Below are 20203 nucleotides of genomic sequence, written 5' to 3' on the forward strand. Positions count from 1 at the left end.
TAGTGGCCCCGGAGGCGGCAGCGGATCAGGCGGTGGTAGTGGCCCCGGCGGCAGCGGTCCCGGCAATGGTGGTGGCAGTGGCCCTGGCGGTAGCGGTCCTGGCAATGGCGGCGGAAGCGGCCACGGTGGCGGAAGCGGCCACGGCGGCGGTAGTGGCCCCGGAGGCGGTAGTGGCCCCGGAGGCGGTAGTGGCCCCGGAGGCGGTAGTGGCCCCGGGGGCGGCAACGGCAGCGGCCCTGGCGGCCCCGGAAGCGGCAGCGGCGCCGGTGGCGGCAGTGGCCACGGTAGCGGCGGCGATTCCGGCAGTGGCAGCGGCTCCGGTGGCAGCAGCGGCAGCGGTCATGGCGGCGGCATGGGTGGTCACGGCGGTGGTATGGGTGGCGGCATGGGCGGTCATGGCGGTGGTATGGGCGGCGGCATGGGTGGTGGCCACGGCGGCGGTTCGAGCGGTGGTGGTTGCGGCGGCGGCCACGGCGGCCACTAGGGCAAGCGATCCGGGCAAGCGATCCGCGCAACGCAAGAAGTGCGGATCGTTGGAGCACCTTCGCGTGTAACCCGCGCGAAGGTGCTCCAACCCAGATGACCACATCCAGCATCAAGCGTTGTTCAACTGCGCCCAGCGCTAAAGCGCAAAGAAACCTCGGCGCTACGGAGCGCAACCTGGGCGTAACCTGGACGAGCCCCAACACAACCCGAAAACGCAGCACACCCAACGACCCGGTCGCTTCCCCGACCGGGTCGTTTTCATTTCTGCGCAATCAACGCCTAGGCACTCTCGCGCGGCGTCAGCGTAAAACGCAGGTCGATGTGGTTTCGGTCGGGCGGCTGTCCATCCAGAACCTGCAGCAGCAGTTGTGCCGCCTGGAAGCCGATCTCGTAGCGCGGCGTCGTGATCGTAGTAAGTGACGGCCTCGACCATGCCGAAGGCGGCAAATCGTTGAAGCCTGCAATCGCGATACGTCCCGGCACGGCGAGCCCGCGACGCTGACATTCGAACAGCGCACCCAGCGCCAGATCGTCGTTGTTGCAAAAGATCGCGTCGCAATCCGGCGCATGTTCCAGCATGCGCGCGAGCAGCGCCGAACCCAGGCCGACGCTCGACGGTTCCTTCGTCAGAATCTCGACGTCCGGGTTCAGCCCGGCCTCGCGCAACGCGCGGCGAAAGCCGGCGCGGCGCTGCATGGTGCGCGGGTCCAGTTGTGCAGCAATGAAACCCGGGCGCCGGTAGCCGCGCTCCAGCAGATAGCGTGTGAGCGTGAACCCCGCGCTCTGCTGCGAGAATCCCACTGACCATTCATCAGCGGCGCGGCTCAGGTCGTACATGCGTACGACCGGCACGCGCGCTGTCGCAAGTCGCTGTAGCAGGGTTCCCGAGCCGTCGATTCCCGTCACGAGAAAACCGTCCGGTGCATGCGCGAGGTAGGTCGAGACCAGTTCCGCCTGCTTGTCGGCAGAATAGTTCGTATTGCCAATCAAAAACTGATAACCCGCGGGACCGAGGCAATCCTGAATACCGGCGAGCGTATCGACGAACACGGCGTTCGACAGCGACGGCACCAGCACCGCCACCAGGCGCGAGCGCGATGACGCGAGCGTGCGCGCTGCGTGGCTTGGCACGTAGCCCAGCGCGGCAACCGCCGCCTCGACCCGTTCGCGCGCTTCCGGCAGGATCTGCGCGGGATTCTTGAGCGCGCGCGAAACGGTCATCGGGCTGACCTGCGCATGACGCGCGACATCGGCAATCGTCACACGTCCACTGGGACGCCGGCGTGCAGACCGCTCGCGCGCGTCAGCAGGATCGGCAGGCGTGTCGTGGGGTGCTTTCGATACTTGCCGCGTCGCCTGGGTCGGTTTTCTGTTCATGCTGCGAGTATCGCCTCGCGCACTACCGAAAGGAAGTCCTGCAAGGCGCTCCTTTGAGGCAGGGTTCACCCGGATAGGGTGAATGGTGCTGGTAGCGCTACCATCGCCGGCGGTTCAGAACGAAAATAGCTACGACCCATCAGGAGACAGTGCCATGCGAACGCAATCCACCATCCTGGCGAAACGCGCCAGCCAGACTGCCCGGTTCACCGCTTGTGCGTTGGGCGTCGCCGCACTGTTTGCCGCGAACGTCGCGCGCCCGGCCGAAGTCGAAGTGCTGCATTACTGGACCTCCGGTGGCGAGGCAAAATCCGCCCAGGTTCTCAAGCAGATGCTCGAAGAGAAGGGCGACACGTGGAAGGACTTTGCGGTCGCGGGCGGTGGCGGCGGCAACGCCATGACCGCGCTGAAGACCCGCGTGATCGCCGGCAATCCGCCCGCTGCCGCGCAGATCAAAGGGCCAGCGATTCAGGAGTGGGGCGATGAAGGCGTACTGGTCTCGATCGACGATGTCGCCAAAAGCGAAGGCTGGGACAAGCTGATTCCCTCGCAGATCTCGAGCATCATGAAGTACAAGGGGCAATATGTGGCGGCGCCGGTCAACGTGCATCGCGTCAACTGGCTGTGGATCAACGCCGATGCCCTGAAAAAGGTCAATGCCCAGGCGCCGACCACATGGGACGCCTTCTTCAAGACCGCCGACGCGCTGCAAAAAGCCGGCATCACACCGGTGGCGATTGGCGGCCAGTCGTGGCAGGAAGCGGAAACCTTCGAAACCGTGGCGCTCGGTGTCGGGGGTGCGGCGTTCTACAAGAAGGCCTTCGTCCAGCTCGATCAGGCCACGCTCAAAGGGCCGACCATGGTGAAGGCGCTGGAGACGTTCAAGAAGATCAAGGCGTACACTGACAAGGGTCAGACGGGCCGCGACTGGAACATGGCCACCGGCATGGTGATTTCCGGCAAGGCTGCGATGCAGTTCATGGGCGACTGGGCGAAGGGCGAATTCACTGTTGCCAACAAGGTGCCCGGTCAGGATTATCTGTGTGTTCCTGGTCCGGGTTCGCAGGGTTCATACACCTTCAACGTGGATAGCTTTGCGTTCTTCAAGGTGAAGAGCGCGGATGTCGAGAAGGGGCAGAAGGATCTCGCGAGCCTGCTGTTGAGCCCGAAATTCCAGGAGATTTTCAACCTGAACAAGGGATCGATTCCGGTGCGCCAGGGCATGGATCTGTCGAAGTTCGACGACTGCGCGAAGAAGTCCGCCGCTGATTTCACCAGCGCGCAGAGCAAAGGCACGCTGGTGCCCTCGTGGGCGCATGACATGGTCGTGAGCCCGGCGGTTGAAGGCGCGTTCTACGACGTGATCGGCAACTACTGGAACGACGACAGCGAAACCGCGCAGCAGGCCGCGGACAAACTCGCCGTGGCAGCAAAGACGCAGTAAAACGCCAGCGTGGTTAAACGCAGCCAGTCAAGTCAAAGCGGGCGGTGCGAGCGAGTAGCTACGCACCGCTCGCCGCACGACACAATCAGTTAGACAGCAGCGACCCCGAGCGGAACGCCTTCGCGCCGGCAATCCGCGCAAACTCCAGCCCCGCAGTCGCAAAGCGCGTCAGATGGCGCGCGTACATCACCCCCGCCACCGTGCTCTTGAGCGTGACGACCTGATCCGTCAACGGATCGACGATATCCGCGATGGGGTGCCCCACGTCGACCCACGCGCCCGGTTCGGTGCGATACACCAGCACGCCGCTGATCGGCGCGACGATCGGCTCGGCGCCCGCGAGCGGCGTCGCGGCGAATTCGAGCGCCGGCAGCGGTGCCGGCGTGCCGTCGATCACGCCACGCAGCGTCAGATACTCGATGATCGCCTGCGCATCGTGCTCGGCGAATTCATAGCTGACGTCACGCTGGCTGCGCAGTTCGATGGTGACGGAGATCGAGCCGTTCGGAATCGGAAAACGGTCGCCATAACGGCCGCGCAGATCCGACCAGCAGAAGCTGTGAATCTCATCGAACGGATTGCCCACGGAATTGAGCGCGAGCAGCGACGCCTTCGCATCCAGATAGCAGGCGAGCGGCTCGACGTCGGCCCACAGGTCAGGATTGGTGTAGAGATGCAACGCGGCTTCCCAGTCGCAATGCAGATCGAGCACGACGTCCGCATCATACGAAAGCAGTTGCAGCGCGAGACGTTGCGAGCCCAGTTCCGTTTCGGGCTTTTGCGCTTCGAGTGCTTCGCGCATTGCCTGACGGATCGCCGTGCGATTGTGATCGACGTCGTCCGTGAGACGCGACTCGATAACGGGCTGCACGAGCGCGGCGAGATCGTGGAAATTGCGGTTGAAATTCTGCGCGCTGTTGGTTTCGAAGCGCCCCGTCAGATGACCGAGGAAATGCTGGTTCAGCCCGATCGGGTTGGCCACCGGCACCACCACGATTTCGCCCTTGATCTTGCCGGCCGCCTCGAGCGCGGCGAGCTTGCGGCGCAGCGCCCACGACACCAGCATGCCCGGCAGTTCGTCGGCATGCAGCGAGGACTGGATGTAGATTTTCTGCCCGCCGCCTGGACCGTAGTGAAAACTCGTCAGGCTACGCGAGGTGCCGAGCGTCGGTGAAATCAACGGATGGGTTTGGGTTTGCATGATGTCGGAAAGCGCGTGGACGCTGCGCGAAGTCAGCGAAAAACCGCGCTATGTGGTTGATTGCAGAATGAAAAACGGAATCCGGCTGCGCCCTTGAGGGGCCGCCCGCGTGCCGCGTGGCAAGACCGGATCGCACGATCTTAGCCGATCTGGAAACAAAACGGGCCCCGCATATGGCGGGGCCCGTTTCGATCACACGGTGGCGCGGCAAGCCGCGCCGACTGCGTACTGGCTGCTGCTTAGCTGCCGTACACGTCGAAGTCGAAGTACTTCTTCTCGAGCTTCTTGTACGTGCCGTCCTTGATCATGTCGGCGATGGCCTTGTCGACCTTCGTCTTCAGATCGGTGTCTTCCTTACGCATGCCGATGCCTGCACCGTTGCCGAGGATCTTCTCGTCGACGATGTCCTTGCCGGCGAATTCATAGCCAGCGCCGCGCGGGGTCTTCAGGAAGCCGATGTCCGCTTCCACTGCATCTTGCAGCGATGCGTCGAGACGGCCCGACAGCAGGTCGGTGTAGACCTGATCCTGGTTCTGGTACGAGATTACCTTGGCGCCCTTCGGCTCCCAGTAGGTCTTGGCGTACGTTTCCTGGATGGTGCCCTGTTCGACGCCCACCGACTTGCCCGTCAGCGATTCCGGCGTCGGTTGCAGACCCGAACCCTTCTTCGTCACGAGACGGGTTGGCGTGTTGAACAGCTTGGCCGAGAAGGCAATCTGTTCAGCACGTTGCGGCGTCATCGACATGGACGACAGCACGCCGTCGAACTTCTTCGCCTTCAGCGCGGGAATCATGCCGTCGAAGTCGTTTTCGACCCACACGCACTTCGCGTTCAGGCGCTTGCAGATTTCATTGCCGAGGTCGATATCGAAACCGACGAGCTTGCCATCCGTGCCTTTGGATTCGAACGGGGGATAGCTGGCGTCAACGCCGAAACGGATGGTCGTCCAGTCTTTCGCATGTGCGCCAATCGAAACGGTGGCAAGCAGAGCGATCGTCAAAGCCGCTAGCAGTTTTTTCACTGTTTTACTCCTCGGTGGTAGTTCGTATTGCTCCCGCATGCGGTTGTGCCGCCGCGAGATCGTGCCCGGCGCGACTCACGACCGGGCAGGTTGAACGGCCGCGAGCCTTACCGGCCAGCAGCGCGCGCAAAGCTTATCAGGTCAAAAAGATTACGTGCTCAGTGAAACACCGGATGGTGTCCGACGGCCGCCTCTAAAGGCGGGCACGTGTGCACAGCGCAAGGCAGTCGGGATTGTACGAAGTTTTTTAACTAAATCAACCACATCCGGACGCAGATGTCTGCAAACCTGGCGTCAGCCTGCTGTGCCGGGCGATTGGGCCGCAATCGCGGCGCGGGCGCCGTGGGCCAGTGACTGCAACGCGTTCTGCAACGCACGCACGAAGCGCGGCTCGCTGGCGAGCGCGGCGGGGAAGATTTCGCGGACCGGCAGCAGCGCGGCGAGCAGCATCTCCGGCTCGCCGTTTGCCGTGGCGGCAAGCGCCTGCAGCTTCGTGGCCAGCGGGTCCTTGATCTCGTAGCGCGAGCCGTCGTCGGCGTGGCCGCGCAGGAACGTCATCCAGGCGGCGACTGCCAGCGCGAGCCGCGCGAAGGGCTGCCCCGCGCAGATGCGCGCGGCGATGGTGCCGAGCAGGCGCGGCGGGATTTTCTGGCTGCCGTCCATTGCGATCTGCGCGCAGCGGTGTTTGAGCGCCGGGTTGGCGTAGCGTGCGAGCAGGGCGTCGCGATAGGCGAGCACGTCGAACGAAGCGGGCACGCTGAGCGTCGGCGCGATTTCTTCGGTCATCATCGTGTGGATCAGATGATGCATGTCAGGGTCGCTGATCGCAGCGTCGATGGTTTCGAAGCCCGCCAGCATCGACAGATACGCGAGCGTGGAATGCGTGCCGTTCAGCATGCGCAGCTTGGCCAGCTCGAAGGGCGTGACGTCGTCCACGAGTTGCGCGCCCACGCGATCCCAGGCGGGACGTCCCGCCGGAAAACGATCTTCGATCACCCACTGGCGGAAGGGCTCGCACGGCACCGGCGCGGCGTCGCGATAGCCCAAGGCGCCGATCACGGACGCCCGCTCGCTATCAGTCGTCGCGGGCACGATGCGATCGACCATCGTCGAAGGAAACGCCACCTTGCTTTCGATCCAATCGGCCAGTTCCGGGTCGAGTTGCCGCGCGAACGAACATACCGCCTGACGCAAGGCCGCGCCATTGTGGGCGAGGTTGTCGCAAGAAAGGACGGTGAACGGATTGGCGCGGCGGCGCCGCAAGGCGGCCACCAGAATGCCGGGCACGCTGCGCGGCGCGTCGGGATGCGCCAGATCATGCGCCACCAGCGCATCGTTAAGATCGACATCTCCCGTGCGGGGATCGCGGCAATAGCCCTTTTCCGTGACGGTAAGCGAGACGATCCGCACGAGCGGGTCAGCGAGGCGCGCGAACAGCGTATCGTGATCGTGCGGCATGGCGAGCACTTCGAGCAGGGCGCGCGCCACGGTGACTTTTTCGCCCTCGGCACCCCGTTCGACGACACCGTACAAGCCTTGTTGCGCCATCAAGGCATCGCGCTTGCTCACATCGCCTTGCAACGTGACGCCGCAGATACCCCAGTCGCCGCCGGCCGTCAGCATGGCTTCCTCGGTGTACAGCGCCTCGTGCGCACGATGAAAGTTGCCGATCCCGAGGTGCACGATGCCGATGCGCGGCTCACGCCACGACCCGGGCAGCACATGGGTGCCGAGCGTGGGGAGCGCGTCGCGGGTCAGAAGCGGCACGGAAATGAAAGGCGTGGGCAAAGGCATCATGAGCGTGGGATCCGGATACGGAGCAAGGTACAGCACGAACGGAACGGGCAACGAGAAATCAGCAGCGGGCCAATAAAAGCAGGGGAAACCCGCATTTGACGCTTTACTATACTTGTATGGTAGCATCGTTCAACACTGAAATACGATGCCTCTAAGGGTAATCCGTATGCGGCGTTGGCCCTGAGGTTGGCCCCGGGGTTGAGCCTTCAGGGGTTGGCCCTGAGGTTGGCCGGTCAGGTCGGCCGCGCCCGCGGATACCTCGCGCGCCTCGTGTCACAAGACGCGCATAGCGACATCACGTTTCACCCGTGCACGGGTGCCCCAGCCACCACACCCGCCGCTGCCGTTATCTATCGCCCGTCAAGAGGCGCCATGTAGGAGACACTTCATGATCAAGAGTCAACGCTGGTACGTGGTTGCTTTGTTTTTTCTCGCTGGCGTCATCAATTATCTCGACCGCTCGGCGCTGTCCATCGCGGCGCCGCTGATCCAGAAAGACCTGCAGTTTTCCCATGCGCAGATGGGCATCGTGTTCAGCAGTTTCTTCGTCGGCTATGCGCTGTTCAACTTCGTCGGTGGCGTGTTGTCGGACCGGGTCGGCGCGAAGCGCGTGTTCGGCGTGGCAATGGGCGTGTGGTCCGTGTTCTGCGGGGCCACGGCGCTCGCCAGCGGTATCGGCTCGCTGATCGTGCTGCGTGTGCTGTTTGGGATGGGCGAAGGTCCGTTCAGTTCGACCAACAGCAAGATGGTGAACAACTGGTTTCCCCGCAAGGAGGTGGCCAGCGCCATTGGCGTGATCAGTTCGGGCACGCCGTTAGGCGGCGCGCTCGCCGGTCCCGTGGTGGGCTATATGGCGGTGCGCTTCGGCTGGCGCTGGGCGTTCGTGGCAATCATGCTGCTGGGTCTCGCGTGGCTCGTTTTGTGGGCCATGACCACGACCGAGCATCCACAGGATCACCCGCGTATTTCACGCGAGGAAGTGGACTTCATCGCGGCCGGGCAGGGCGAAGAGCAGACCCTCTCGCACGCGGTGGATGGAGCGCGCCTTGGGCTTGGACACTTCCTGCGCCAACCGATGATTCTCGCCACGGCATTTGCGTTCTTCGCCTACAACTACGTGCTGTTCTTCTTCCTCTCGTGGTTTCCCACCTACCTCACCGAGGCGCACCACCTGAGCTTGCGCGACATGAGCTTTGCCACAGTGATTCCGTGGCTGCTGGGCAGCATCGGGCTGGCAATTGGCGGCTTCGTCTCCGACGGCATCCTGCGTCTGACCGGCAAGCCGTTGCTGTCACGCAAGCTGGTGCTGGCCGTATGTCTCGGCGCGGCGGCGGTCTGCGTGGCGCTGGCGGGGCGCGTCGCCAGCACGCAAAGCGCGGTCGCGCTGATGTCGGTGTCGATCTTCTTTCTGTACGTGACCGGCTCGGTGTATTGGGCCGTGATTCAGGACACCGTGCCGCGTGAACACGTTGGCGGTGTGGGCGGCTTCGTGCATTTGCTAGCGAATCTGGCGGGCGTCATCGGGCCTGCCGTGACGGGCTTCATGATCCAGGCCACGCATGGCGCGTACGGCAGTGCGTTCGTGCTGGCAGGTGCGATTGCCGTGCTCGGCGCGCTGTGTTCGCTGGTGTGGATTCGCGAGCCGCGACCCAAGGTGCAGATGAAACGTGCATGGTAGTATGGTGTGGCGCCCACGCGAATGCTTGTCGAGGTGTATGGCTACGGTGGCATGCACCTTTGGCACCCTCGTCACGGGCACCGCGCGAATCCATCCGTTTGCTTTGCCTTATCGCTGCCATGCCGACCAGAAAGTCTCCCGATATCGCGCTGCCGCTGCCTGTAGCGCTCGCCGCCGACGCACCGCGCGCCTCTGCTGGCGGCCGTCAGCGTATCCGTGCCACAGCTGAATCGCGCGCTCCGTTGCCCGATCTCACCGAGAGCGTCTCGTTCGATTCACACGAACCCATCAGCAAGCAGATTTTCCGTGCGCTGCGCGAAGCGATTTTCGTTGGCCAGATGGTGCCGGGCACGCCGCTGTCGGAAAAGGAAGTGTCGGACATGTTTCAGGTCTCGCGTCAGCCGGTACGCGAGGCCTTCATCAAACTGGTGGAAGCGGGCGTGCTGCAGGTGTTGCCGCAGCGTGGCACGCTGGTCAAGCGTATTTCGCCGCGCAAGGTGCGCGAAGGGCGCTTCATTCGTGAAGCGGTTGAGACCGCCGTGGTGCGCAAAGCGGCCGTTGCGATTACCGACGCGCAACTGCAAAGCCTGACCGACAACCTGCGCGATCAGCGGCTCGCCGCCAGGGCGAACGACACGGCCGCATTTCTCGCGCTGGATGAGGCGTTTCACTATGGCATCGCGCAGTCCATCGACTGCACGGCGGCCTGGGAAACCATTCAGGACATCAAGGCGCAGATGGATCGCGTGCGCTATCTGAGCCTGCCGGATGTGTCGCCGCTGGATCTGCTGATCCGCCAGCACGCGAAGATTCTCGCCGGCCTGCGCGCGCACGACGCGAGCGCGGCCGAGGAAGCCATGCGGCACCATCTGCGCGAAATTCTGGTGTCGCTGGGTCCGATTGCAGCACGCAATCCGGACTGGTTCGAAGCGGACGAGCCGGAGCGCGTGCCGCTTTCGGTTTGAGTCTCGGTCCTGTCTTTCAGACCACGCGCGCGCCGGCTCGATACGTGGCGCGCGGCACGGGCAGCGCGTCCAGCATCGTCACCCGCACGAAATCCGCCCGCAGGCCCGGCGTGATCGAGCCACGATCATGCAGCCCGGCGGTGCGCGCCGGTTCCGCTGAAACGGTAGCCATTGCGCGCGGCAAACTCCAGCCCGCCTTGTCGACCAGTTCGAACACGGCCGTGAGCAGGCTCGACGGCACGTAATCCGACGAGAGAATATCCAGCAGATCGGCACGCGCCAGTTCCAGCGCCGACACGTTGCCCGAGTGCGAGCCGCCTCGCACGATATTCGGTGCGCCCATGATGGTGGCAATGCCATGCTCGTGCGCGGCAACGGCTGCGACGCGCGTGGTCGGAAACTCGGCCAGCACGATCCCTTCCGCCGCCGCCTGTTCGACGTGTTCGACGAGCGTGTCGTCGTGACTCGCCACCGGCAGACCAAGCGTCTTGCAGCGCGCGACGATCTCGCGGCGATGCGCGTCGGCGTAGCGTTCCTGTTCGTCGGCGAGTTCAGCGAGCGCCGTGGTCACGTGCTCGTCGCTCAGCTTGCCGTTGCGTTCCTGGAAGCGGCGCCATTGTTCGCGGTCGTGCCATTGCCGCTGACCAGGCGTGTGATCCATCACCGAGGCGAGCCGCAACAAAGGATGCGCGCACAGCGAATCGAAAATTTCGACCACGTCGGCCGTCGCGATCTCGCAGCGCAGATGCAGGAAGTGCTCGGCGCGCAGCAACTGCCGCTCGGAGAAACGTGATAGCGCCCGCGCGCATTGCGTTTGCTGCTCGCGGCCACGCAGACCGGCGTTGGTGCGCGAGCCGATCGAGAGCGCGTCGAACACCGTGGTGATGCCTGCCGCCGCCACTTGCGCGTCGTGAATCACGAACGCGGCATCCGTATTCCATTGCACGCCTGGCCGGGGCACGAGGTGCTTTTCCAGATTATCCGTGTGCAGTTCGATCAAACCGGGCAACAGATAATCGCCGTTCCAGTCTTCGGCTTCGGGCGCGGAGGTCGTACCGCGTTCCACGTCGCGGATCGTGCCGTCCTCGACGCGCACCACGCCGGTAAATACTTCGTCTCGCGTCACGATGCGAGCGTTCCTGATCAACATCGACATGCTCCGTATTCGATCTATACGTCAGTGTAGCGCTGCTTGACGACGCAGCGGCGGTTGCAGTTCGAGGCGGCGCGTCGCCACTCTCGCACGGGTGTCTTCGTCATGGAAAATGCCGACGATCGCCGCGCCACGCTCGCGTGCTTCGATGATCAGCTCGGCCACCACGGCGCGGTTTTCCGCGTCGAGCGAAGCGGTCGGCTCATCGAGCAGCAGCAGCGGATGCCCCGCAATCAGCCCACGCGCGATGTTCACGCGCTGCTGTTCACCGCCGGAAAACGTGGCGGGCGCAAGCGACCACAAACGCTCGGGCACATTGAGGCGCGCCAGCAACGCGGCGCCGCGTTCACGCGCCTCGTCTTCCGGTACACCGCGCGAGACCAGCGGCTCGGCCACCAGGGTGTGTGTGCTCACGCGCGGAATCACGCGCAGAAACTGGCTGACGTAGCCCACCACGTCACGTCGCAAACGCAGCACGTCGTGCGGTTCGGCCGCCGTGATGTCCACATGCTGCACGTCGTGCTGCGCAGAGCGGATCGCGATGGCGCCGCTACTCGCCAGATAATTGCCGTACAGGCAGCGCAGCAGTGTGCTTTTGCCCGCACCGGACGGCCCGACCAGCACGACGCACTCGCCGCGTGCCACGTCGAGCGAGACATCGGCGAGCGCGTCGATCTGCACGCCGCCCTGCGCGTGCAGCGTAAAGGTCTTGCCAATATTGACCGCGCGCAGCATAAGCGCTGCGTCGTCGAGAAACGCGCGTTCAAACGCGCGAGGTTCGATGGATGACATGTGAGCCTCAAACCGGCAGAACCGAAGAAACCAGCGTTTGCGTATAGGGATGCTGCGGATCGTCGAGCACCTGGTCGGTGAGACCTGATTCGACCACTTCGCCACCTTGCATCACCATCAGCCGATGCGCGAGCAGTCGCGCCACGCCGATATCGTGCGTCACGATCAGCACCGATAGATGCAGCGTGGTGGTCAGCGTGCGCAGCAGATCGAGCAAACGCGCCTGCACTGAAACGTCGAGACCGGCCGTGGGTTCGTCCATGAAGACGAGGCGCGGACCGGTGACGAGATTGCGCGCAATCTGCAGACGTTGCTGCATGCCGCCAGAAAACGCCGCCGGCAGTTCGTCGATGCGCGCGGTGTCCAGTTCGACGCGCTCCATCCATTGGGTTGCGGTGTGGCGAATCTGTCCATAGTGACGCGCGCCCACGGCCATCAACGGCTCGCCGATGTTGGCGCCTGCCGAGACACCGCTGCGCAGACCGTCGCGCGGATTCTGCTGCACGAAGCCCCACTCGGTGCGCATCAACAGACGGCGGCGCGGTTCGGACAACGCGCGCAGATCGAGCGTATCGCCGTGCGCGGCGGTGTAATGCAGCGTGCCGCTGTCGGCCTCGGTGCGCAGCGCGAGCGTATTGAGCAGGGTGGTCTTGCCCGAGCCCGACTCACCGACGATGCACAGCACCTCGCCCGGATACAGATCGAAGCTGACGTTGCGGCAGCCGTTGCGGCCACCGTATTGCTTCGTGATGTTATGCGCCTGCAGCAGCGGGGTCATGCGGATTCTCCTTCGGCGTGAGCGGGCTGCTGTGCTTCGCGGCGGTCGTGGCAGTAATCGCTGTCGGAGCAGACGAACATGCGCGTGCCCGCATCGTCCACGATCATTTCATCGAGGAAGCTTTCTTTGGAACCGCACAACGCGCAGGCGTGCTCCCAGCGCTGGATCTCGAACGGATGATCGTCGAAGTCGAGACTGCGCACGGGCGTATAGGGCGGAATGGCGTGGATGCGCCGCTCGCGCCCCGCGCCGAACAATTGCAGCGCGGGATTCATATGCATCTTCGGATTGTCGAACTTCGGGATCGGCGAAGGGGAACTCAGATAACGCTCGTTGACGATCACCGGGTAGTCGTACGTGGTGGCGATGCTGCCGTGATGCACGATGTCCTCGTAGAGCTTCACGCTGATCAGGCCGTAATCGGCCAGCGCGTGCAGCTTCTTGCACTCGGCGGCGCGCGGTTCGAGACGGTACAGCGGCTCGGGCATCGGCACCTGATAGACGAGAATCTGCTTGTCGGTGAGCGGTGTTTCGGGAATGCGGTGACGGGTCTGCACGATCGTCGCGTCCACGGTGCGGCGCGTGGTTTTCACGCCGGCAGTGCGCGCGAAGAAGCGGCGAATGTTCACGGCGTTGGTGGTTTCGTCGGAACCCTGGTCGATCACCTTGAGGGTGTCGTCGCGACCGATGATGGCCGACGTGACCTGAATCCCGCCCGTGCCCCAGCCAAACGGCAAGGGCATTTCGCGCGATGCAAACGGCACCTGATAGCCAGGCACGGCCACCGCTTTCAGCAGCGAACGGCGAATCATCCGCTTGGTCTGTTCGTCGAGGTAGGCGAAGTTGTAGCCCTCGGCGGCGCTATCGAATGCCTGAGGGGCAAGGTTGGCTTCTGGCGCGTTCATGCCGCTTGCTCCTGCTGGGATGGGGCGGTTTCAGTTGCATCGGGTGATGAGGATGCCGAATCAATGCTCGAAGAGGTTGCCACATGCTGCGCGCGCAGACGGCGGACCAGTTCGAGTTCAGCCTGAAAGTCGACGTAGTGGGGCAGCTTCAGATGCTGGACGAAACCGGAGGCTTCGACGCTGTCGCTATGCGAGAGCATGAATTCGATGTCCTGGGTGGGCGACGCGATGGTTTCGCCCAGCTCCTCGGCACGCAATGCGCGGTCGACCAGCGCCATCGCCATTGCCTTGCGTTCGCAATGGCCGAACGTGAGACCGTAGCCTTGCGTGAAGGTGGGCGGCACCTCGCCGCTGCCGGCGAACTGATTGATCATCTGGCATTCGGTGATATCGATCTCACCGATTTCCACTGCTTCGCCGAGTTCGTCGAGTTCCATTTCGAGCGTCACGGAGCCGAAGCGAATCTCACCTGCGAACGGATGCGAATGCGCGTAGCCGCGTTGCGTGGCGTAGCCCATTGCCAGCAGGAAACCTTCGTCACCGCGCGCCAGATTCTGTAGACGCGTGGCGCGGCTGGCCGGAAAGGCGAGCGGCTCGCGGGTCAGGTCGCCGGGTTCGGCGGCCTCGGGCGTGGGCCTTTCCTGCTCGATCAGACCTTCCTTGTTGAGCAGCGAGACGACGCGCGGCATGGCTTCGGGTGTGGCGTCGACGGCATCGCGTGGAGCAACGGTTGCCGGCTCGCCGGTGGCGTTGCCTGATGCGTGCGCGTCGGCCAGCAAGGCGAAATCGAGCAGACGTTGCGTGTAATCGTACGTCGCGCCAAGCAACTGGCCACCGGGCACGTCCTTGAACGTCGCGGAAATACGGCGTTCCACGCGCATCGCTTCGCTATCGAGCGGCTGTGTGTAGCCAAAACGCGGCAGCGTGGTGCGGTACGCGCGCAGCAGAAAGATGGCTTCGACCAGATCGCCGGCCGCCTGCTTGATGGCGAGCGCGGCGAGTTCCTCGTCGTATACCGAGCCTTCTGTCATCACACGGGCCACGGCGAGGCGCAATTGCTCGCGGATCTGTGCCACGCTCAATTCGGCGAGTTGCGTGTCGCCGCGGCGCGATTTGTCGAGCAAACGCCACGATGCTTCGATCGCGCGTTCGCCCCCTTTGACGGCAACGTACATCAGTTCACCTCGGCGTGTGTGGCGTTTGCGGCGTGTATGGCGTGGGTAGTGCGCGGCAGACCGATCAGCGCATGGCCGCAGACAAGATAGCAATCAATGCCGCACGGAAAGAGCGGCGCGAGTCCGGCGCGTTCACGCCAGAAGTGCTCGGGTAGACCAACCGGCGCGATGGTCGCGGTGTGTTCGATACCGGGACCGCTCAGCACGACAGGCGTGCCGCCCGTGAGCGCCTCGACGCGTATCAGCAGCGTGACGGAGTGCTCCGGCGATTCCGCAGTGCCGAGCGCAAACTGCGCCAGCTCGGGCAACTCGTTGGCGTCGTGGATATACGCAAACGCGGCCTCTTGTGCGGCGTCGACGAGCGGCGCGCCCGTATGAAACCGCAGCGCGGAGGCGAGTGCCGGATCGGGTTGCGCGAGCCACACAGGGGTCGAGTAATCGCACAAGGTCAACAACGCGGCGAGGGCCGCCAGCTCCGCGCGCGAGTGATGCGCGCCGCCAGCGCGCGAAGCGGGCAGCACATGCTCGATCAGACCGGTCGTGCCGGGCCGCGCCAGCGCATCGAGCAAGGTGCGAAACACGGCTTGCGTGTCATGTACCGGATCGGCGAAGCCAGGGGCCAGCGTGGAGAGCGCGATCTGCGCAGCGCTCGCACCGTTTTCCATTGGATGAGTCATCAGTCGCCTCGCACCATCGTGAAGAATTCGACGCGCGTGCTAGCCGCTTCCGCGCGTTTTGCACTGCGCTCCTCGTCGAGCCGCGTGGAGAGCGGTTCGATCAGGTCGGCATACAGACGGGCATGTCCCGGCAACTGCAACATGGCGTCGGCCAGCGCCGCGAGTTCGGCGCGTTTGCGATCGCGGCCCAGGTGACAGGCAACGCCCACGGGCGCATGTTCAGCGGGCTCACGCAGACGCAGCGTGGCGCGCGTGACGGTGGCCTCGCCCAGATTGAACGCGTCGCCGCTGCCGCCGACGCGGCCGCGCACCATCGCCAGCCCGGTTTCGGGGGCGCGCAGCCAGTCATAGGCGGGTGGGGTGGTGCCGTGCAGCGCGCGGTTCAAGGCAGCTTCGAGTTCGGCGCGCGGCGTGTGCGCGAGGACGGCCATCCATGCGCGCCGCGTGGCGGCGTGCGGTGGCGCGTCGGCGGTGGCAGTGGCTGCGGCGGAGGGAGCTGATGACGCAGCTGAAGACGCAGATGAGGCGCTCATCGTGATTCCTGTTGGTCCGGCGAAAGGTCATTTGACCATCTATTCATCTAAACGTCTAGACGTTTAGAAGTAAACGGGTTGCATCCGTGGCGCAGGCCGTGTTTTCATATTTCCATCACAGCATGCGCACTACAATGCACGTCACAGCGAATATTTGAACTGAAGGGAATGACAGCACCATGACATCGAACGATACCGCCGCGCCGGGCACGCAGCTCGAACGTGGTGCGGGCGTTGCCGTGTGGCGGCAGATCGAGCAGATCCTCGCCGCCGAGATCGCGGCCAGTGGTTTCGGGGAAGACGGCCGTCTGCCAAGCGAAGGAGAACTGGCCAAACGCTTCGACGTCAATCGCCATACCGTGCGGCGCGCCATGCTCGGGCTCGCGGCGCTCGGGCTCGTCAGTGTGGAGCAGGGGCGTGGCACCTTCGTGCAACCCGGCGCGATCGACTATACGATTGGGCGCCGCACCCGCTTCACCGAAAACCTGCGCCAGCAACATCACGCGGCGGGTGGCTCGATGCTGTCGGCCCTGCGCGTGAAGGCCGAGCCGAATGTCGCGAAAGCGCTGGGCCTGCGCGCCGGCGCGCTGGTGTACCGGATCGAATCGCTGCATGAGTCCGACGGCGTGCCGCTGACCTTCGCGCGCAACTGGTATCCGGCCGCGCGTTTCGTGGATCTGCCGCAGGTCCTGGAACGGACCGGCGGCATCACCAAAACGCTGGCGGAATTTGGCGTGGCGGACTATCTGCGCAAGTGGAGCCGCATTGGCAGCGTGCTGCCTGAGCCGGAGGTGGCGCGGCGTCTGAACATCAACCGGCAGCAGCCGGTGCTGTGGGTCGAAAACGTGGATGTCGATCTGGCCGGCACGCCGATCAAATACGGTGTGACGCATTTCGCAGCGGACCGCGTGCAACTGATGGTGGAGCACGACGTATGAGCGTCGCGCTGGATGCCGGCGCCTGGGCGGGCAACGACGACGTGCGATGGGCCGCCGATGCGCGTTTTGCGGTGTACTACGCGCCGTCCCGCGTTTCGCCCTGGTGGCAGGCGGGCTGTGAATGGCTGGGTGGCGACGTGGAAACAGGCGCGGCATATACCGCGCCGCAGCCGCCCGCTGTGGCACGCACGGTTGCAGAGTTGACGCAGGCGCCGCGCCGTTACGGCTGGCATGGCACGCTGGTCGCGCCCTTTCGTCTGGCTGACGGCGTGAGTTCGCGCGCCGTGCTGGACGAAGCGCGCAACTGGGCTCACGACCAGACACCCTTCGTACTACCCGTTGAAGCTGCCACGCTCGGTGACTTCGTCGCGCTACGGCCAGCCGAAACGGACGGCGAAACAGCCATGCGTGCGCTCGCAGCGAGCGCGTTGCGAACGCTGGGCGATTTGCGCGCGAGGCCTTCCGCCGACGATCTGGGCCGCCGGCTCGCCGCGCCGTTGACCGAGCGCCAGCGCAGCTTGCTGATCGAATGGGGCTATCCGTACGTGTTCGACGAGTTTCGCTTCCACATGACGCTGTCCAGTTCGCTCGACGGCGCCGAGGAGCGCGCGGCGCTGGTCGCCTGGTGGCAGGCGCGGATCGCGGAGCTGGGCGCGCTCGTCATCGACAGTGCTGCGCTCTTCGTCGAACCGGCCCCAGGTCAACCATTCGTGCTGTGGCAACGCCTGCCGTTTCATGCAGACAAGGTGGAGACGCCATGAAGGGCCGTTTGATCTATGTGATGGGGCCGTCCGGTGCAGGCAAGGATGCGCTGCTCGGATTCGCCCGGCAGCGCGTCACGCAGGAGCCTGTTCTGTTCGCGCATCGTTACATCACGCGGCCTAGCGGCAACGGCGAAGACCACGTCGCGCTGACGGACGAAGAGTTCGCGGCGCGCTCCGCGTTGGGACTGTTTGCACTGGAATGGTCGAGCCACGGTTTGCGCTATGGCATCGGCGTCGAACTGGATGCGTGGCTCGAGCGAGGCTGCACGGTGGTCGTCAACGGCTCGCGTCAGCATCTGCAACACGCGCTGCAACGCTATCCGTTCATGGATGTGGTGCATGTCGAAGCCGCGCCAGAAGTGCTGGCGGCGCGCCTCGGCTCGCGGGCCCGCGAGACCGCGGAGCAGGTGGCCGCGAGGCTCGCCCGGCAAGCGCCGTTCTCGTTGCCCGCTGGCGTGCGCTTGACGCGGATCGACAATTCCGGCGCGCTCGAAGACGCGGGGCGCGTGTTCGTGGACGTGGTGCGGGGCGCGGCGGGTTTCGGGGTTTAAAAGCCGCTCAGGCGCTTGAGTCAGCAGAACCGCCGCGAGCTTCGCCCCCGTGTCACCCTCGCCGTGCCACCAGATCCGACACGTTTTGCGCGGCTTGCTGCAGCGGTTCGAGAAACGCCTTCACCATCTGCCTGGCCGAATTGCGCTGTGCGTTGCCGCTGATGTTCATGGCGGCGATCACGCGTCCTTGCCGGTTGCGAATCGGCGCGGACAGCGAAATCAGACCGCCTTCCAGTTCCTGATCGACGATGGCCCAGCCCTGGCGGCGCACCTGGGCCAGCACTTTCTTCAGCTCTTCCTTATCCGTGATGGTGCGCGGCGTGTGCGCATAGAGCGGCGCGGAATTGAGCGTGGCGTCGAGCGTTTCGTCGTCGAGCGCGGCGAGCAGCACGCGGCCCATCGACGTGCAGTACGCCGGCAAGCGGCTGCCAATCGACAGGTTGATGGTCATGATCTTGTGGGTCGGCACGCGCAGCACGTAGACGATCTCCGTACGATCCAGCACCGCGGCGGAACAGCTTTCATGCACCTGGGCCACCAGTTCTTCCATCACCGGCTCGGCGAGATTCCAGAACGGCATCGAGGTCAGATACGCAAAGCCGAGATCGAGAATCTTGGGCGTGAGGCGGAACAGACGTCCTTCCGCTTCGACATACCCGAGCGTCTGCAAGGTCAGCAGAATGCGCCGCGCGCCCGCGCGCGTGAGGCCGGTGGCGGCGGCCACGTCGGTGAGCGTCTGCTCGGGGCGCTGCGCGTTGAACGCGCGAATCACCGCGAGGCCACGCGCAAACGACTGCACGTAGGAATCGCCCGGCCGGTCCGGCGCGTCGGCGGCGCTGGCCGGATCATCGGGAGACGCTTGGGAGACTTTGCTCATCGAGACTCTTCGGGATTGCGTGAAATGGCGGGCTGACCTGTGTGCTGCTGCGTGACCCGTTGCTCCTCGTGCTGCCTGGGATCACGTCGTGCATGACGCGCGGCGCGAACCACCCGCAGACCACATGCAGGCACGCGGAAAGCCGTGAAGATAGCTTATGCCCTGCGTTTCGCCAACCTTGCCGAATTTCGCGCGGGGCTCGCGGCCGCTGTTCAGGTGACGACCCGCCGCGCTGCCACGATGCGGCAGGAGGCCGTCATTACCCCGTCTCGCCTGTCCGTCAAAGCAACCGCACCAGGGTTTTGCTGGATGCAAGCGTTGCGCTAAATTTGTATGATGACCCGATCACCTGACTAATCGAGCCAGCATGTTCGAGAAGATTCCCGCCCGCGCGTTGAGCGACACGGTGGCCCAGCAACTGCTCAAGCAGATCGACAAAGGCGCCTTTGCGCGCGGCGCCAAGCTGCCGACCGAGGCGGTGCTGGCGGAGCAGTTCGGCGTGAGCCGCACGGTCATCCGCGAGGCGATTTCGCGGCTGAAAAACGAGGGTGTCGTCGAACCGCGTCAGGGAAGCGGCGTGTTTATCGCCGGGCACGGCACGATCAGGCCGCTGCGCATCGACTACGCGGAAGCCGTCGAGGCCGGATCGGTGCTGCAGATTCTGGCGCTGCGCCGCGCCATCGAAGCCGAGGTGGCCTCCGAAGCCGCGATGCACCGCAGCGACGCCGACATGCTGTCAATCGAGACCGCGCTCGCGGAGATCGACGCGGCCGCCGCCGCAGGCGAGGACGGCGTGGCGGAAGACGTGGCCTTTCATCGCGCCATCGCCGCGGCAACCGGCAATCCTTATTTCCTCAAGACCCTGACGTTCCTGAACCAATATCTGGAGGCAGGAACCATGATCACGCGTCGCAACGAGGCACTGCGCGAGGACTTTTCACGTCAGGTGCGCGAAGAGCACGCGGCGATCGCCGCCGCGATTCGCGCGCGAGATCCAATGGCCGCGCGCAACGCGGCCTGCACGCATATGTATAACGCTGCGCGCCGTTTGTCGGAGGCGGGCATCTGTTGAGCGGCAGACCCAGCGGCG

Annotated in this window: 20 protein-coding genes; 8 read left to right on the forward strand and 12 right to left on the reverse strand. The window is 64.5% G+C overall.

Annotation, left to right across the window (positions count from 1 at the left end):
- Positions 1–554 (forward strand): hypothetical protein (locus tag D0B32_RS33090; protein WP_220444908.1); only part of this gene is annotated, 554 nt, incomplete at its 5' end.
- Positions 555–765: 211 nt separating this feature from the next.
- Here the strand turns inward: D0B32_RS33090 and D0B32_RS06480 are convergent.
- Positions 766–1863, reverse strand: a complete 1098-nt coding sequence (locus D0B32_RS06480) for a LacI family DNA-binding transcriptional regulator (protein WP_117332867.1) — start codon at positions 1861–1863, stop codon at positions 766–768.
- A 154-nt stretch (positions 1864–2017) separates the two neighbouring features.
- Between D0B32_RS06480 and D0B32_RS06485 the strand changes: the two genes are divergently transcribed.
- The gene (locus tag D0B32_RS06485) at positions 2018–3307 is read left to right on the forward strand and encodes an ABC transporter substrate-binding protein (RefSeq protein ID WP_117332869.1); all 1290 of its coding nucleotides are present in this window, start codon (positions 2018–2020) and stop codon (positions 3305–3307) included.
- Positions 3308–3392: 85 nt separating this feature from the next.
- Here the strand turns inward: D0B32_RS06485 and D0B32_RS06490 are convergent, their stop codons facing one another.
- The 3 genes from D0B32_RS06490 to D0B32_RS06500 all read right to left on the reverse strand — a co-directional run bounded on the left by D0B32_RS06490 (position 3393) and on the right by D0B32_RS06500 (position 7324).
- Positions 3393–4508 (reverse strand): succinylglutamate desuccinylase/aspartoacylase family protein, encoded by a 1116-nt coding sequence (locus D0B32_RS06490; RefSeq protein ID WP_117332871.1) that lies wholly within the window; start codon positions 4506–4508, stop codon positions 3393–3395.
- A gap of 239 nt (positions 4509–4747) precedes the next feature.
- Positions 4748–5530, reverse strand: coding sequence for an ABC transporter substrate-binding protein (locus D0B32_RS06495; RefSeq protein WP_117332873.1), 783 nt, complete (start codon positions 5528–5530; stop codon positions 4748–4750).
- A 294-nt stretch (positions 5531–5824) separates the two neighbouring features.
- Entirely contained in the window at positions 5825–7324 is a 1500-nt protein-coding gene (locus tag D0B32_RS06500) for a mannitol dehydrogenase family protein (RefSeq protein ID WP_117333492.1), read from the reverse strand.
- A 391-nt stretch (positions 7325–7715) separates the two neighbouring features.
- Here D0B32_RS06500 and D0B32_RS06505 point away from each other — a divergent pair, with 391 nt between their 5' ends.
- Both D0B32_RS06505 and D0B32_RS06510 read left to right on the forward strand, forming a co-directional pair.
- Positions 7716–9005, forward strand: a complete 1290-nt coding sequence (locus tag D0B32_RS06505; protein WP_117332875.1) for an MFS transporter — start codon at positions 7716–7718, stop codon at positions 9003–9005.
- A 119-nt stretch (positions 9006–9124) separates the two neighbouring features.
- Positions 9125–9970 (forward strand): GntR family transcriptional regulator, encoded by an 846-nt coding sequence (locus D0B32_RS06510; protein WP_117332877.1) that lies wholly within the window; start codon positions 9125–9127, stop codon positions 9968–9970.
- 16 nt (positions 9971–9986) lie between these two features.
- On the opposite strand, the gene D0B32_RS06515 is transcribed toward D0B32_RS06510, so the two are convergent.
- From D0B32_RS06515 to phnG, 7 genes are read right to left on the reverse strand one after another with little or no spacing between them, the layout of a single operon-like run.
- Entirely contained in the window at positions 9987–11120 is a 1134-nt protein-coding gene (locus D0B32_RS06515) for an alpha-D-ribose 1-methylphosphonate 5-triphosphate diphosphatase (RefSeq protein ID WP_117333493.1), read from the reverse strand.
- Between the two features lie 27 nt (positions 11121–11147).
- Positions 11148–11915 carry a phosphonate C-P lyase system protein PhnL gene (gene phnL / locus D0B32_RS06520; protein WP_117332879.1) on the reverse strand — a complete coding sequence of 256 codons (768 nt, stop codon included), beginning with the start codon at positions 11913–11915 and terminating at the stop codon, positions 11148–11150.
- Positions 11916–11922: 7 nt separating this feature from the next.
- A complete protein-coding gene (gene phnK, locus D0B32_RS06525) occupies positions 11923–12693 on the reverse strand; it encodes a phosphonate C-P lyase system protein PhnK (RefSeq protein ID WP_117332881.1) in 771 nt (256 codons plus the stop codon).
- Positions 12690–13598, reverse strand: a complete 909-nt coding sequence (locus tag D0B32_RS06530; RefSeq protein ID WP_117332883.1) for an alpha-D-ribose 1-methylphosphonate 5-phosphate C-P-lyase PhnJ — start codon at positions 13596–13598, stop codon at positions 12690–12692. The genes phnK and D0B32_RS06530 overlap by 4 nt, the downstream gene beginning before the upstream one ends.
- Positions 13595–14773, reverse strand: coding sequence for a carbon-phosphorus lyase complex subunit PhnI (locus tag D0B32_RS06535; RefSeq protein ID WP_117332884.1), 1179 nt, complete (start codon positions 14771–14773; stop codon positions 13595–13597). Before D0B32_RS06535 ends, D0B32_RS06530 begins: the two co-directional genes overlap by 4 nt.
- Complete coding sequence (gene phnH, locus D0B32_RS06540) at positions 14773–15450, reverse strand: phosphonate C-P lyase system protein PhnH (RefSeq protein ID WP_404935523.1); 678 nt, start codon at positions 15448–15450, stop codon at positions 14773–14775. The genes D0B32_RS06535 and phnH overlap by 1 nt, the downstream gene beginning before the upstream one ends.
- Positions 15450–15983, reverse strand: coding sequence for a phosphonate C-P lyase system protein PhnG (gene phnG, locus D0B32_RS06545; RefSeq protein WP_117332888.1), 534 nt, complete (start codon positions 15981–15983; stop codon positions 15450–15452). The genes phnH and phnG overlap by 1 nt, the downstream gene beginning before the upstream one ends.
- Positions 15984–16162: 179 nt before the next feature.
- Here phnG and phnF point away from each other — a divergent pair, with 179 nt between their 5' ends.
- From phnF to phnN, 3 genes are read left to right on the forward strand one after another with little or no spacing between them, the layout of a single operon-like run.
- Positions 16163–16921 carry a phosphonate metabolism transcriptional regulator PhnF gene (gene phnF / locus D0B32_RS06550; protein ID WP_117332890.1) on the forward strand — a complete coding sequence of 253 codons (759 nt, stop codon included), beginning with the start codon at positions 16163–16165 and terminating at the stop codon, positions 16919–16921.
- Entirely contained in the window at positions 16918–17682 is a 765-nt protein-coding gene (locus tag D0B32_RS06555; RefSeq protein WP_117332892.1) for a DUF1045 domain-containing protein, read from the forward strand. The genes phnF and D0B32_RS06555 overlap by 4 nt, the downstream gene beginning before the upstream one ends.
- Positions 17679–18236: a phosphonate metabolism protein/1,5-bisphosphokinase (PRPP-forming) PhnN gene (gene phnN, locus D0B32_RS06560; protein ID WP_117332893.1), complete on the forward strand. Its 558-nt coding sequence runs from the start codon at positions 17679–17681 to the stop codon at positions 18234–18236. Before D0B32_RS06555 ends, phnN begins: the two co-directional genes overlap by 4 nt.
- Positions 18237–18288: 52 nt before the next feature.
- Here phnN and D0B32_RS06565 read toward each other — a convergent pair whose 3' ends face one another.
- Positions 18289–19113, reverse strand: a complete 825-nt coding sequence (locus D0B32_RS06565) for an IclR family transcriptional regulator (protein WP_117332895.1) — start codon at positions 19111–19113, stop codon at positions 18289–18291.
- 367 nt (positions 19114–19480) lie between these two features.
- Here D0B32_RS06565 and D0B32_RS06575 point away from each other — a divergent pair, with 367 nt between their 5' ends.
- Positions 19481–20185 carry a FadR/GntR family transcriptional regulator gene (locus D0B32_RS06575; RefSeq protein WP_117332899.1) on the forward strand — a complete coding sequence of 235 codons (705 nt, stop codon included), beginning with the start codon at positions 19481–19483 and terminating at the stop codon, positions 20183–20185.
- Positions 20186–20203 lie beyond the last annotated feature (18 nt).

It is taken from the genome of Paraburkholderia sp. DHOC27 (assembly GCF_003429005.1).
GTDB lineage: Bacteria > Pseudomonadota > Gammaproteobacteria > Burkholderiales > Burkholderiaceae > Paraburkholderia.